Source organism: Arthrobacter sp. KBS0702 (assembly GCF_005937985.2).
In the GTDB taxonomy this organism is placed as follows: Bacteria; Actinomycetota; Actinomycetes; order Actinomycetales; family Micrococcaceae; genus Arthrobacter.
Window position 1 is genome coordinate 2068943 of record NZ_CP042172.1, and the last position, 15137, is coordinate 2084079.

The 15137-nt window shown below is 63.3% G+C and carries 10 protein-coding genes; 4 read left to right on the plus strand and 6 right to left on the minus strand.

The genetic code is table 11. From position 1 onward, the window contains the following. Position 1: 1 nt before the first annotated feature. The 6 genes from FFF93_RS09500 to FFF93_RS09520 all read right to left on the minus strand — a co-directional run bounded on the left by FFF93_RS09500 (position 2) and on the right by FFF93_RS09520 (position 6683). The gene (locus tag FFF93_RS09500) at positions 2–472 is read right to left on the minus strand and encodes a hypothetical protein (protein ID WP_138769124.1); all 471 of its coding nucleotides are present in this window, start codon (positions 470–472) and stop codon (positions 2–4) included. 302 nt (positions 473–774) lie between these two features. After that, complete coding sequence (locus tag FFF93_RS17045; RefSeq protein WP_138769123.1) at positions 775–1002, minus strand: hypothetical protein; 228 nt, start codon at positions 1000–1002, stop codon at positions 775–777. A gap of 86 nt (positions 1003–1088) precedes the next feature. Beyond that, positions 1089–1364 carry a hypothetical protein gene (locus FFF93_RS09505; protein WP_138769122.1) on the minus strand — a complete coding sequence of 92 codons (276 nt, stop codon included), beginning with the start codon at positions 1362–1364 and terminating at the stop codon, positions 1089–1091. Between the two features lie 252 nt (positions 1365–1616). Next, on the minus strand, positions 1617–5174 hold the full coding sequence (locus tag FFF93_RS09510; RefSeq protein WP_138769121.1) for a helicase associated domain-containing protein: 3558 nt from the start codon (positions 5172–5174) through the stop codon (positions 1617–1619). Positions 5175–5340: 166 nt separating this feature from the next. Next, positions 5341–6006 carry a DUF4352 domain-containing protein gene (locus tag FFF93_RS09515; protein WP_138769120.1) on the minus strand — a complete coding sequence of 222 codons (666 nt, stop codon included), beginning with the start codon at positions 6004–6006 and terminating at the stop codon, positions 5341–5343. 44 nt (positions 6007–6050) lie between these two features. Beyond that, on the minus strand, positions 6051–6683 hold the full coding sequence (locus FFF93_RS09520) for a hypothetical protein (protein WP_261375052.1): 633 nt from the start codon (positions 6681–6683) through the stop codon (positions 6051–6053). A gap of 237 nt (positions 6684–6920) precedes the next feature. On the opposite strand from FFF93_RS09520, the gene FFF93_RS09525 reads away from it, so the two are divergent. The 4 genes from FFF93_RS09525 (at position 6921) to FFF93_RS09540 (ending at position 15108) form a co-directional block, all read left to right on the plus strand. Beyond that, positions 6921–8966, plus strand: a complete 2046-nt coding sequence (locus tag FFF93_RS09525; RefSeq protein WP_261375053.1) for a hypothetical protein — start codon at positions 6921–6923, stop codon at positions 8964–8966. Beyond that, a complete protein-coding gene (locus FFF93_RS09530) occupies positions 8966–10609 on the plus strand; it encodes a class I SAM-dependent DNA methyltransferase (protein WP_222424617.1) in 1644 nt (547 codons plus the stop codon). Before FFF93_RS09525 ends, FFF93_RS09530 begins: the two co-directional genes overlap by 1 nt. Continuing rightward, positions 10606–11811 carry a restriction endonuclease subunit S gene (locus FFF93_RS09535; RefSeq protein WP_138769118.1) on the plus strand — a complete coding sequence of 402 codons (1206 nt, stop codon included), beginning with the start codon at positions 10606–10608 and terminating at the stop codon, positions 11809–11811. Before FFF93_RS09530 ends, FFF93_RS09535 begins: the two co-directional genes overlap by 4 nt. Before the next feature lie 66 nt (positions 11812–11877). Further along, a complete protein-coding gene (locus FFF93_RS09540) occupies positions 11878–15108 on the plus strand; it encodes a type I restriction endonuclease subunit R (protein WP_138769117.1) in 3231 nt (1076 codons plus the stop codon). The last annotated feature ends 29 nt before the right edge of the window (positions 15109–15137 follow it).

Sequence of the window (15137 nt, forward strand, 5' to 3'; positions counted from 1 at the left end):
ACTAGGTAAGTTCCTGGAATGCAGTTTGGAGCTTCCCTGTCACATCTAGGCCGGAAGTTCGAGCCGCGGCCATCCGTATCCGCCATCCTTGGCTGTGGGGTTTAGCTATTGACTCTGCTTCATCCCTGGATAGCTCGCGCGCCCAATCAATCATCCAAGTCGCCCGATCTATGGCCACAACGATGGCAGCATCAAATTCAAATTCCTTGAAGGCCCAGTGCCTGAGGTCTCCTTTCGGAAGCGATCTCATCTTGACCTGGAGCCCCCGGTCGTCACTAGTAATCACATCCACGGATTTCGTCCCAACCGGCGCCAGCCGCCCGTTGTATGCCACGGCGACGGTCCGCTCAATAAGCTCGCCAGCAAGTGATGAAGACGTTCGCACATGGCCGCGGCTTGTAATCTCTTCGTCGATTCCGCTCCGTAGCACGAGCAAGTCACCCAAGGACATTTGGTGTAAGTGGATGTTCATGCACCCATGTAATCAGTTAGAAGCTAATTCTCGACGAAGTCGCGGCTGTGTTTACAAGACCTAGTGGAGATCTAAGGAATCCGAGCTTTGTTCCGGCTCGGTAACTAAAGCGCCTCAAGCTGCACGACTCGGGCAGTACACGACCGACGCTCCTTCTCGCGTCTTTCATCAACGCCTGCCCTGCGCAGGGGCCAGGATCGGGACAGATCGCGTCTCAAGCTCGGCTGGACGCACCCGTCGGCTGGCTCTTGTTGCCTGTGGAGTGAGCTTCCTTGAAATTCGTACTGGCAGCGAGCGGCCCATCAGCGGAAGCTCGGCGTCGCAGCCATGGCTGATCCGCGCGCTTTTGCCGAGTGCGTGGCCAGGCGGAAGATCACCGACACGAACGCCTCGATTGGACGTACGAGCCCGCCGGAGACCAGAACTACATGGGGAAATTCCTCTTCATCGCCGAAACTACAGGCCCGACGGCCTCTGAACCGCTGAACGTTGCGCCATGCTTCGAGCTCGTAAGCCGAGGGTTCTGTCATGCCGCAAGTTCGGTGGCCCAGTTGGGTTTGTATTGTGCAAGTCCTTTCAGACGCCCCAGTGCGGTGTGCGACGTCAGGCCCCGAACCTAATCAAGTAAATCGTGCTCGCCTACCTCGCCGCGCCTCTGCGCTACTTTCATGGCGACCCGCACTGCCTTTACTCGGATGTAATTGAACGTCCTGACGACTTCTCCCGGCGACGCGTTGCTTGTCTCCAGGGACCACCGGACCAGGCAGTCGTACTCCTCGCGCTCCTCAAGGTCCTCAGGCAGGGAGTTTTCGGGCACGGACGCCATGTAAGCGTCGGCAAGGCTGTGGCAGTGCTCCCCGGTGTAGTAGTTTTTTACGAAGCCGGCCTCCATGGCCGCGGCCAGTTCTGCGCTGTATGCGTTGCCTTTTATTGTGTACTCCTCTTTTGTTGAGGGTCGTCATCCGACCGCACCCCTCCGGGCCGCATAGCCCCGAGGGGCGTTCTTTCCACAATTCGGAAAATGACGTCGACTGCCAGTTTTCCTATGATCCCATTTCGATGTATCTAACGGCGATGCACCCGCCCTCGCTGCTACGGCCGCCCACGGGAGCGGCTTACGTATAGGCGTCCTGCTTCCGCTCCTTCAGTCGTCAGAAGCGTCCACCTCGGGAGGGAAGACTGCTAAATGCCAGCGCAGAAGTCCGGCGTCCCTGCATTCCCGGCCGATCCGCAGCCCGTCCAGGAGTTTCTTAGCAGCGGATTCCCTGGGCACGTCAGTGACGTGCCAGTTCGGGTTTTCGCCAGTTGGGGCTTCCCAGCCGGCGGAAACCAGGAAGTCCGAATTGAGCGGCCAGACATCAGCAGAAAGAAATTCCTCAGAAACAAGTTCCAAGGACAAACCGGATTCGCGCGGAGTGGCCTGCGCATATGGTGCACAGTCCTCCCCCGTTCCGTACCCGTATTCGATGCTGAGGAAGTCGTCATCTTTGAGCCACAGCAGCTCGTCCGTCAGCGACTCCACAGCATCGGCCCACAGAATCACTTGTCCGGATCCTTCCGTGGCCAAGCTCTGCCATTCGCCTTGGCCGTTGGAGGGCGAACTCGTCCTAGCCTCCCCCGACGGTAGTTTCTTAGACCACCTAAGTTGCGCGGGATTCGTCACGCCGCGGCATTCCCGCAAGCCGGCGAGGAGAGTTGACGCGATGTCCCCTAGCGGGACGGACTCCTTGATCCACACGTCATTCGCATCTCGGACGGCTGCCCAGCCCAGTTCGAGCATCCGTCTGACATCCTGGGGCCAGTCCTCGGTCCCGACTACAAGGGCTGAGGGGAATGAGCAATCGGCCCCCTCTGCCGTGATTGTTGCCGTCGCAAACAGCGGAATATCCAGGTCCTCGCCTTCTTCCACGACCCGGATCTCGAATGAGGCGCCCTCCGGAGTCTCGGACACGGTTTCGGAGACCTCGTGTTGGACTCGGCGCCACTCGTTCTCAAAGTCGCCTGCTGGGTCCTCCCCGGCCAGGTCCGTGCTCCCCGCCACCAACCTCAGTCCATTACTCAAGACCCCAAACTCGGCGTGCATGCTGAGCAGCGATGGTCGTTCCACTCCCCGCACGACCTGCTGTTTCACCCAGTCGTCGTATGCGAATTCAGTCTCAGGAGAATGATCTAGCTCCGATGCCGTTTCTGAAAAGTCGAGCGCAGCATGGATGAAGTCCTGTCCCTGCCAGTTCCGTGCCTGCAGGATCGGGGAAAGGCCTACCGCAGTTAGGGCCCCATTCCACGAGCCTCCGCCGAGCAGAGCGGACACAGTTTCAGCTGGGACCGGCCAGTCCAGGTAGTCGGATTCATCAAGAAGTTCTCGGAACCGGGCCCGGCCCAGATCGTACTCCCGCGCGTAGAGCTGCCTACCCGGTGCACGATTCAGCTGCCTCAACGCCCCCAGAACGAAACACACCCCACTTCGCCGCGCTGAGGCAGGCGCACCGGACAAGAAGCGTTCGAGGTCCTCCACGACGCGTACTTCCGCCGGTGAAAGCGGTTCAGCCAGGTCTGCGCTGAGCCCCTCGAGCATGCCGTAAACCGCGAAGACGCCATAGTCGAGATAGGGGGAATGGCAGCCCATCGGGTAGTCGACGTTAAGGATTACTTCGGGGCAGATTTCCCTGTAGAGGTCGGCAGCCAGGCTGTGCAGCCAGTGGAACCTGTGCTTAAGAACCATGGACCTGCGCACTGATTCCGGCTCTTGGCCACCATAAACAAGGCCGCGATCCACGTCGTCCTGGATGAGTTGACGCAGCGAACGGATTTCCGCCGCGATGGCGTCCGCACGGCTTTGTTCGTGCTCGTCCGTTACGGCGTCCCTAAGACGGTTAAGGAACCGCTTTGGGGACTCAGCAACTTCATACAGGGTGGCTATCCGCTCCCCCTGGGCGTAAGCGTCCACAATCATTTCCCAGCTTTGGCTCCAACCGGTCGAAGTTACCTCAGGTACGTTCGTCGACGGCAGATTCGAGTCCTCCTGGAGCAGGCGCAGGGAGGCCTCGACGTCGGTCCCGGCGTTCACGACTCCCCGCATGACCCCGCTGGCCCAATTGGCCAAGGACGCTTCTGCCTTTTCACCGCCCGGAGCCGGGAGCCGGCCGAACCGCGACAAGAACTCCGTGTAGTCGATAAGCCGTTGTTCGTGGCGGACTTCGCGCGCCGACTTCAAGGTGTCCGCATACTCAAGCACACGCGAGATCTCGTTAGAGATTGACGCTCCAGCCGTGCGGAGCTTGCGGTGCTTGACCAACCACGCATAGACCGTTGATGCGGATCCTGGGATGTGGCCTGCTGCCTTCAGCGCCGCCATGACTCTTACGGACTCCGCGTTCTCCCGGTCAAGGTTGGCCTGCCTCTTCTTGGGGGGCTCAACGGTCTTAGCGGTCGCCGCTATTCTGCTGCACTCGGCTATGAGTTCAGTGATTTTTTCATTGATTTCCGCACCGCCGGCTGGCCGGGAACCGTCGAGACGCCGCTTGACCCAAAAGGCAAGGTTTTTTTCGTCCTTCGGCGCCAACTTCGCGAACCCGGGCATGCGTCCGTTAGCTTTGACGAATTCACTCAACTCCTCCAAGCGCGAATCACGTTTGTGATCTGTGTGGGCCTTAAGTCGGTCCGCCAGCGCCAGCACTTCCAGGGTTTCCGGCGCCATTTCGGCGCCCGCATCGCGAAGGCGACGCGCATTTACGATCCAGCCGTGTGTCTGGCTGTCTTCGGTGCTTGAAGGGACGTGGTCGGCGCACTCAAGCACCTTTCGTACTCTCTCCCTTGCCCCGATCTCGTTGAATTCTGCGCGCGATGGGTACTTGTCGTAGAGATCGAGGATGCTCTGGCGGCGCTCGGCGTACTCGCTGGGCTCGTACGCGCGGGTGCTTTCGCGAGCGTGGTTACGCATCCAAGCCGCAATCGTCCGCTCTTTCTCCTCATCCAGACTGAGCGCACCGGTGTCGGCGAAGCTGGCCCGAGGAATGTGCCCGTGTTGGGCGCACCATTCCTGGGCCTCCAGCAGCATTGCCTCAGGATCAGCGTTCCTCCTGGTCGCCAGGGCGCCGGGAACTGTGCTAAGCAATTTGATGTCATCCTGCGGCATGGTCCCATCTTTGAACGACATGAGCTTGTTGATGAGCCACAGGGCGAGCCCGCGCTCTTCTTCCCGCGTGCTCAGTGGCATCCGCCCGTGCTCGGCGTGGAATGCCTCGAGGTCCGCAACCCATTCTGCGAGTGGGCGGACTCTTCGCGTTGAACTAGCCGGCACCAAGGGCTCAAGCAAGTCCGAGCGTTCGGCGGAAAGTTCTCCCTTATTGCGTGCGATAACCTGAAAATTCAGCCATGCAGCGAGACTGCGTTCGGATGGATTGACGGCCCCGTAAAGCGGGCGCCGTCCGTTTGAGCGAATGAATTCTGCGAGCTCCGTAATGCGATCTGCATACGTCTGCCGCGGAGTAAGCGCGTCCCCAAGATCCTCGAGCAGTCTCAGACGATCCTCGGCCAGCTTGCCGGCGTTCCTCAGCGTCTGCTGCGAAATAACCCACCGTCCCAAGGCGGCTTCGACCGCGTCCTTGGACTCTGCCCTTGGGCGGCGGCCGGTTTGCTCAATGAACGCCTTTAGATCACCGTAGCGGGCCATGAACCGGTGTTGCTGGTCTTCGAGTGACATAGCCGTCCTAGTCTCCAATTCCTCAAGCCTTAAGGAGGCCCACTTCACGCGCTTGTGTGCAGTGGGCCGGGGGTCCCCCGATACCGTAACGGCTGGGGTGCCTGTTCTCTGGCCGCAACTTCAAGGATTCGAATAACGGGAAGACAACGAATCCTCTTAGGCCTGCCTACCCCGGAATCTGGATCCGTGCCGCTTCCTGGAGCAGCGGATCGGCAATCATCACCGTTACCGGCCCGACCGCGACGTCGAAGGCGACGAAGCCCCGCGACTTGTCCCCCGGCATAACATCCCCTGCAGGCAGCTGGTTGTCGGCGAACATCTGGAGGTCGGCCTTCCGCCCATTGGCGTCCTTGGCCGAGAAGTACAACGGATTGGACGTGGTCTTCCCCGATTCTGTTTCCCACAGCACCTCCAGCAGCAGGAAACTGCCGCTCTTGGGTGCGGTCGCGAACGCCGTCGTCGTGACAGCGTCAGTGCGGACCGCAGAAACCACCGTGATCCGGGCGACGTTGCCGTTGCGCATCTTGACACTGAAGGGAACGCCGACGGCGGGAGCGGCCGGAGCCGCCGTCGCGGGCGGCGCTGCTGGCGCGGCGGCCGGCACAGCAGCCGCCGAGGCAGAAGCCGGCTCGGAAGCAGCCGCGGCAGCGGACGAAGGCGGCCCTGCGGGAGCGGCTTCGCTCACCTGCTTGGAGCCGCCGGAGCACGACCCCAGCGCGATGCCCAGTACCAGGACACCGGCCGGGATGAGGAACCGCTTCTTCTTGAAGAACGGACGGGCCTCGGTGGAGGCGGTTTCGGCGTCGGGCGCCGGAGGTAACTGCTGGGTCATGAGGGTGATGCCTTTCTCGGATGATGGTGGGTTGCTGCTGGCTGTTACTGCTTTTCCCATTTGCCGCAGCGGCTGGACTTGAAGTCCTGGCCGGCAGACAAAGCCACGGTGGGCCGGCCACCGCCAGGAATGTCGTTCTCGATGATGTTGCTGCCGTTGCTGCCAGTGGCGTAGATGCCCCAGTAGCAGGTGGAGCCGACGTCGCCGGCCGCGCGGTAGGTTCCCGGTTCGATGTCCTTACCGACAGTCCAGGTGCCGTCGCCGATCGCGTTGGCTGCCTTGGTCTTTTCGGCGCCGGTCACAGCCTCTTCGCGCTTCTTCACCGCGGCTTCAGCAGTCTTGTTGGCCGCTTCCGCCGCGCCGACTGCCGATTCGCGGGCGCCCACCTTGGACTCGCGCGTAGCCATGCCGCCCTCCAGTGAGTCGTACTTTGTCTTCAGCGACGCGAAGTCGGATTTGGCTGAGTCGCGCTCCGACTCAACAGATGCCTTCTCCCCGGCCAGCGTTGCGTAGGCGTCGCTTGCCTTCGGATCCGGAAGGGTCGAGCCGAAGGCGGCAGCCCCGGCCAGGATCGCAACCGCAGCGACGGCTGCCAGGATGCGCTTTGTGCGGCGCGGTTTTCGCGGTTCGGCGGCAGGCGCGTCACCGCCGGCCGGGCTGGTCTCGGTGTTCAACATGTCTCGTCCTCTACTCATGGATGGGCTGAACGGCGGCGGGATACCGATCCCCCAATGCGTGGTTCCCCGCCGCCGCCGCAGCTCCGCGAGATCCCGCCGTAGCTGCAAGATCGAAGCTAGGCCCATCGAAGCCGATTCCACGCGCCAAAAACTGATAACCCCCCTTATCAGAAAATCAGCCCTGCACACCCGAGCCTCCGCTAGGCTGGGCGAACGCCATCAGAAGGGGGGACCGCCGTGGAGGCAGCATGCACACCGCTGAACCTGACGCTGTCCGACGTCGCGGCCCTGGCCCGCGTCCAGCGCCCGGTCGTTTCCATGTGGCGCAAGCGCAGCGCCGGGTCGGCTCAGCCCTTCCCGGCACCGACAGCACTGGAGGCCGGCCGCGAGTTGTTCGACGCCGACCAGGTTGGCGCGTGGCTCGAGGCCACCGGTCGCGGCAACAACGCCGAAGCGCGGAACGACGCCGCCGCCTTTGCGGCACCGGCCACTCGTGACCAGCGGGAGATCTTCAACGCCCTGACCTCGTTATTGGCGCTAAAAGTACTGACCGGCCGGCAACTGGCACCGCTCGGCACCGACCAGCTGCTGGACGTCGGGGACGAATGCGATCCGGACGACCACTTGCTCTACTCCGAACTTGAGGCCCTTAGGGACGAGCTACCTGCGTTGGCTAGCTACGCCGACCGATTGACTGACAGTTCATACAGCGCGCCCGCAGCCTTCGAAGGACTCCTGGCCGATCGCTTCCGGACCGGCCTTCGCGAACTTGCAGACACAGCCCTCACGGCATCGGCCCTGTCATTGGTCGCGGCGGCCGCCACGGCGCTGGCCGCCACCCTTGACGGCCGTCCGGTCTTTGTCGATCCGACGGCCGGCGGCGGCGACCTCCTGGTCGCCGTCGTCCGCGAACACGCTGATGCCGCTCCGGTGTCCGTCCTGGTCACGGACGACGACGGCGCTGCCGCGCGCCTGCTGCGGCGGCGGCTCGCGGTGCACGGTGCCGACACGGGCCGGGTCAACACCTGGAGCGAGGACGGTCTCGCAATCTCCGGGCCGGCCGTTCACGTGGCCCAGTACCCCTCCCCCGGCAACCCAACCGCCACAGCCGAGGAAATCCTGGCGGGGATCGAAGACGTGGTCCTCCAGATGGACGACGCCCAGCGCGCGGTGCTGATCGCCCCTGCCCGGGTGCTGTCGAGTCCCCTGACCGGACCAGCCGGCAACCTGCGGGGCGACCTGTTGCGCTCGGGCCGGGTCCGGGCCATCATCCAGCTGCCGCCGGGTCTGCTCAAGGCCAAGCCTCGGGAGCTCCAGGCCCTCTGGATCCTCGGGCCGTCCTTCGCTGAAGTCCCGATCGTCGACCGCTGGACCATGGCGGCGGACCTCAGCACGCGGCAGCTCACGCAGGACGTCAGCCAGGACCTGGTCAGCGACGTCGTGGCCTCGATGGGCGACCGCTGGACTCTTCGTGCGCATTCCTTCCGCTTCGCGCGCCTCATTCCCACCCGCAGCCTGCTGGCCAGCAAGGGACCCCTCGTACCGGCGGCCGCGCCAGCGGCGACGCGGGCCAGGGCCGGCGCCGAGTCAGCGCTCAGGATTGACGAACTGCTCAGGTCAGGGAACTTCGGGTCTACGGAGGCCGGGCTTATGGTCGAGCCGGTGGGGGCTCCGGCGGCAACAGGCACCGCTAAGATCGAGGACCTGCTCCGCGCGGGCACCCTCCGGTACATCAAGGGCAACCGGATCCCGGAGGCAACCGCGACCACACCAGACGGCACCAGGCTCCTCGGACCGGCGGACCTCCTCAACCCGCACACTGCGCCGCGGCGCTACATCGACCTTCTCGACTTTGCCGCCGGCAATCCTTCCGGCCGGCTCACCGAACCGGGCGACGTCGTCTTCTGCACCAGCCCCCGGCCCGCCGCCCTGGTGGACATGCAAGGCGGATCCGCCGTCGTGTTCCCCGCCCGCGTGCTCCGGATCGACGCCGGCGACCCCGGCGGCCTGCTGCCCGACGTCGTCGCCGCGGACATCAACGCGCTCCCCGGGGCGGACAAATCCTGGCGCCAGTGGCGCCTGCGCCGCGTGCCGGACGCCCAACGTAACCAGCTCGACGCATCCCTTGCCCGGCTGCAACACGGGCAGCATCTGGCGCGTGAACGCCTCAAACGGCTGGAGGAACTCGCTACCCTGATTACGGACGGCGTAGCGGGCGGAAGCCTCACCCTGACAGACCCCAGCACTAAGCTCGCCGAACCACAGACCAAAGGAATCCAGTAATGCCCGCCGCAAAAAGAAGTACAGCGCTGAAGGTGGACCTCGCCCCGTCCACTATGAAGGAACTCAAGGATACGCTCTGGAAGGCCGCAGACAAGCTGCGCGGATCCATGGATGCTTCCCAGTACAAGGACGTGATCCTCGGCTTGGTGTTCCTCAAGTACGTCTCGGACGCCTTCGAGGAGCGCCGGGGGCAGATCCAGGCCGAGCTGGAAGCCGACGGGCTTAACGAGGAACAGATCGCCCAGTTGATCGACGACGTGGACGAGTACACCGGCCGCGGCGTGTTCTGGGTGTCGGAACGGGCACGCTGGACCTACTTGGCCGAGAACGCCAAGGGCCTGCCCGCGATGGACGGCGCCGAGCCCAAGCAGATCGGTCAGCTCATCGATGAAGCCATGGACCTCATCATGGCGGACAACAAGAGCCTCGCCGCGACGCTCCCGCGCATCTACAACCGGGACAACGTGGACCAACGGCGCCTCGGCGAGCTGCTGGACCTGTTCAACTCGGCCCGCTTCACCGGCCAGGGCGCAAGCAAGGCCCGCGACCTGCTCGGCGAGGTGTACGAGTACTTCCTGGAGAAGTTTGCCAAGGCCGAGGGCAAGCGCGGCGGCGAGTTCTACACCCCCGCCGGCGTCGTCCGTGTCCTCGTGGAGGTTCTGGAGCCGCATAGGGGCCGGGTCTACGACCCCTGCTGCGGCTCCGGCGGCATGTTTGTTCAGGCCGAGAAGTTCCTGGCGGCGCACAACATGGAGGGCTCGGACATCTCCGTCTACGGCCAGGAGCTCAACGAGCGCACCTGGCGGATGGCCAAGATGAACCTCGCCATCCACGGCCTCAACGCCAACCTCGCCTCCCGCTGGGGTGACACCTTCGCCCGCGACCAGCACCCCGAGCTCATCGGCAACAACGGCGCGGACTTCATCATGGCCAACCCGCCGTTCAACATCAAAGACTGGGCCCGCTCCGAGTCCGACCCCCGCTGGAAGTACGGCGTGCCCCCGGCCGGCAACGCCAACTACGCATGGATCCAGCACATCATCTCCAAGCTGGCTCCCGGCGGCAGCGCCGGCGTGGTCATGGCCAACGGCTCCATGTCCTCCAACTCCGGCGGCGAGGGCGAGATCCGAGCCCAGCTCGTGGAGGCGGACCTGGTCTCCTGCATGGTCGCCCTGCCCACGCAGCTTTTCAGGAGCACTCCTATCCCCGTGTGTACATGGTTCTTTGCCAAGGACAAGACCGCCGGCAAAAGCGGCTCCGTTGACCGCACCGGGCAGGTGCTCTTCATCGACGCCCGGAACCTCGGCTACATGGTGGACCGTGCCGAACGCGCCCTCGCGGACGAGGACATCGCCAAGATCGCCAACACCTACCACGCCTGGCGCGGCACCGCTTCGGCAGTTGAGTCGGGGCTCGCCTACGACGACGAAGCCGGCTTCTGCTACTCGGCCAGCCTCGCAGAGGTCAAAGCCGCGGACTATGCGCTGACGCCGGGACGGTTCGTCGGGGCAGCCGATGTGGACGACGACGGCGAGCCTATCGACGAGAAGATAGCGAGGCTCTCAAAGGAGCTGTTTGCGCACTTTGAGGAGTCTGCGCGGCTAGCCGCAGTTGTGCGCGAACAGTTGGGGCGAGTCCTGTGAGCAAGGGAGTCGTGCCGCTGCGAGAAATTGCCGAAATCGAGGTCGGCTACGCATTCAAGAGTAGCGAGTTCTCCTCGGACGCTAGTGGAGTGAAACTATTGCGGGGAGACAACATTGCTCCTGGATCGGTTCGTTGGGACCGCACCGAACGATGGCCGGAGTCGGCGCCAGTTGCCAGCCGTTACAGGCTGCAAGCTGGAGATATCGTGCTAGCTATGGATAGGCCCTGGGTGGGAGGCGGTCTGAAGTTCGCTCGGGTTCGGGCCGTAGATCTGCCTGCATACCTAGTCCAGCGAGTTGCTCGAATACGCGCGTCGGAAGGTACCAATCAAGATTATCTTTCCGCTGTCATTGGAGGTCAGGCCTTCACTGATTACATCCTTTCAGTGCAGACCGGGACGTCAATTCCGCATATCAGCTCCCGCCAGATAGGCGCCTTCGAAGTCCAATTGCACGGACTCGCAGATCAATCTGCGATAGCCGGCGTACTCGGACCGCTCAATGACAAAATTGCCGTCAATACTAAAGTCGCCAAGACGGCCATGATGCTTGCCGAAAAGTTGTACATTCGAGAGTGTGCTTCGTCGCAATACACCATGCAGCCGCTGGGCCGTTTTGCGACGACCGTGTTGGGGGGAACGCCTAGCCGGGACAACCTAGAGTTCTGGAGTGAGGGCACGGTGCCTTGGCTAAACTCGGGCAAAGCCAACGAAGACCGTATTATCCAGCCTTCCGAATACATCACCGAAGCGGCACTACAACGCAGCGCGGCAAAATTGATGCCAGAAGGTGCAACGGTTATTGCGATTACGGGTGCCACCCTCGGGCAGGTCGCTCGCCTGGAAATCGAAGCCAGCGGAAACCAGTCACTTGTGGGCGTCTGGACGGAAGAAAGGGCGCTCAACGACTGGCTTCACTTTGCAATACGCGAGCAGATTCCAGAACTGCTGAAAAAGGCGACCGGTGCTGCGCAACAGCACGTCAATAAGCGAGACGTTGACGCTCTCGAAGTACCTTTTGTCGTTTCTCAGGGGCTCGCCAGGTTCTCCGACATCGCCAGCCCGCTGTTGCGGGCGGCAGCCGCCGCCGACGTCCAAAACCTCAGCCTCACAGCCACCCGGGACGCCCTCCTCCCGCAACTGATGTCCGGCAAGCTCCGGGTCATGGATGCCGAAAAGGTCCTGGAGAACGCGGGAGTATGAGGTCGGACGAACTGATTTGAGCCAGCGGCTCTGATTCCAAAGCAGGGCTTGCATAAAAATCTGAGCATGACATCCGGTCCATCAGGGGGAACCAACGTGACAGCAACACCCGCCGTAGCCTTTTCCGAAGCCGACTGGGAAGGCATGGCCCTGGAACTCCTGGCCGAACCACTCGGCTGGCGACCCGGTGCCGGGCAAGACATCGCGCCTGGCACCGGTGCGCGGGATTCCTGGGACGAACTGCTGATCCGCCCCCGGCTACTCACAGCCCTGCAACGCTTCAACCCGACGGTTCCCGCCCAGTACCTGCAGCAGGCCCTCGCAGAGATCGCCTCGCCCAAGTCCAACGACGCCATCACCGAGAACCACCGCATCCACAACTACCTCGTGGACGGCTACCGGCTCAGCTACATTGACTCGGACGGCAACGAGGCCAACCCCACCATCCACCTGCTCAGCTCCGATCCGGACCAGAACGACTGGCTCGCGGTCAACCAGGTCACCCTGGTGCAGGGCGACTACAAACGCCGCTTCGACGTCGTGCTCTACTGCAACGGCATGCCGGTGAGCATCATCGAACTGAAGAAGGCCGGCAGCGCCACGGCCGACGTTGCCTCCGCGCACGCCCAGCTGCAAACCTACCTGCGCGAGTTCCCCATGGCGTTCCGCTTCTGCGTGTTCACGCTCGCCTCGGACGGGATCCAGGCCAAGTACGGCACGCCGTTCACTCCCCTGAACCACTTCTCACCGTGGAACGTCGACGACGACGGCGTGCCCGTCGCGCCTGGATACATAGAAGACGGCGAAGCCGTAACCGCGCTGGAGACAGCGCTGCAGGGACTCTTTAACCAGGAGCGGTTCCTCCAGCTGGTCCGCAACTTCACAGCATTCGATGAAGGATCGGACGGGCTGTCCAAGAGGATCGCGAAGCCGCACCAGTACTTTGCCGTGACCAAAGCGGTGGGCAGCACCGTCCAAGCGGTGGAGAGTAACGGCAAGGCCGGCGTCGTCTGGCACACCCAGGGCTCGGGCAAGTCCATGGAAATGGAGCTCTACGCCAACCTGGTGGCCCGGCATCCGAAGCTAAAGAACCCCACCGTTGTCGTCATCACCGACCGCAACGAACTCGACGGCCAGCTCTTCGAGGGCTTTAGCCGCAGCCTGCTGCTGGCCGAATCCCCCAAACAGATCCGAAAACGTTCCGAACTGCGGGACGAGCTGAGCAACCGCACCACTGGTGGCATCTACTTCACCACGCTGCAGAAGTTCGGCCGGAGCAAGTCGGAGAAGGACGCCGGCGCCGAGCACCCGCTGCTGTCCGAGCGGCGCAACATCATCGTGGTGGTGGACGAGGCGCACCGCTCGCACTACGACGACCTGGACGGCTACGCCCGGCACCTCCGCGACGCTTTGCCGCACGCGACGTTGATTGCCTTCACCGGAACACCGATCTCCTTCGACGACCGCAACACCCAAGACGTTTTCGGCGAATACATCGATATTTACGACCTCTCCCGGGCGGTGGAGGACGGCGCCACGGTACCGGTCTACTTCGAGCCGCGGCTGATCAAAATAGGGCTGGCGTCGGACGTCACGGAGGAGATCCTGGACCAGGCAGCCGACGAGGCCACCCTGGGGCTGGACGAAACCGAGCGGGCGCGGATCGAGGCGAGTGTCGCCGTCGTGAACGCCGTGTACGGTGCGCCGCAGCGGATCGCGGCGCTGGCCGCTGACCTGGTGGTGCACTGGGAGAACCGCAGGGCCCGGATGGGGAAGTTCATCGAGGCGCCGGGCAAGGCGATGATCGTGGGCGGGACGCGGGAAATCTGCGCGAAGCTGTACACGGCCATCGTGGAGCTGCGGCCGGACTGGCACTCCGATGACCTGGCCAAGGGCAAGATCAAGGTGGTCTACTCCGGGACAGCGTCCGACGTTCCGCCGGTCTCCGATCACGTGCGCCGAGACTCTGCGAACGCTGCGGTGAAGGAACGGCTCAAGGATGTGGACGACGAGCTGGAGCTGGTGATCGTCAAAGACATGATGCTCACCGGCTTCGACGCCCCGCCGCTGCACACCCTGTACCTGGACCGGCCGCTCAAGGGCGCGCTGCTGATGCAGACCCTGGCCCGCGTTAACCGCACTTTCCGGGGCAAGGAGGACGGTTTGCTGGTGGCGTACGCCCCGCTCGCGGAGAACCTGGCCAAGGCTTTGGGCGAGTATACGCAGTCCGACCAGGCGAACAAGCCGGTGGGCAAGAACATTGATGAAGCCGCTGTGGCTGCACGTGGGTTGGTGGAGACCCTGCGGGGGCTGCTTGCCGGCTATGACTGGAAGGCCGTCCTGATGAAGGGCGGTCCGAAGGCGTTTGTGTCCGCCGCGACCGGGGCGGCCAACTACCTGCGCAGCCCGGAGACGCCCGGAAACCAGCCTGCCGAAGGCGAGGAGACGCTGGCCTCGAAGTACAGGCGGTTCTCCAGCCAGCTCTCCCGAGCATGGGCGCTCTGCTCGGGGTCCGAGACCTTGGCGGAACTGCGGCCGGAGATCCAGGTCTACGAAGAGACCCGGGTGTACATGGCCAAGTTCGACGCCGCAGACCGGCAGGCCAGCGGCGAGCCGGTGCCGGAGGAGATCCAGCGGCTGCTGGGCAACCTGATCGCGTCCGCAACGTCTTCGGGCGAGGTCCTGGACATCTACGAGGCTGCCGGCATGCCGAAGCCCTCGCTGGATGACCTGACACCGGAGTTCATCGCCAAGACCCAACAGGCACGGAACCCGCAGCTGGCCATCGAGGCGCTGCGGAAACTCATCTCGGATGAATCGGCGAAGACGACCCGCAACAACGTGATTCGGCAGCGCGCCTTCTCCGAACGGATCACGGAGCTGATGAAGAAGTACACCAACCAGCAGCTCACATCTGCCGAAGTTATCGCTGAGTTGGTGGAGCTCGCCCGGGAGGTCGCCGCCGAAGGCAACCGCGGCGCGCAGTTCACTCCCCCGCTGAACACAGACGAACTAGCCTTCTACGACGCTGTGGCCTCGAACGAATCGGCCGTCGAAGTCCAGGGCGAAGGTGTCCTGGCCGATATCGCGCGCGAGCTCGTGTCCGTGATGCGCCGGGACGTACGTACGGACTGGACAGTGCGCGATGACGTCCGCGCCAAGCTGCGGTCCTCGATCAAGCGACTCCTGGTCCGTTTCGGCTACCCGCCGGACAAGCAGCCCGAAGCAATCAAGCTTGTCATGGAACAGATGGAATCCATGGCACCGCGGTTTGCCGGCTCAAATCCGACGGTATGAGACCAAGGCTCGATAGTGCCCGCGTAAAC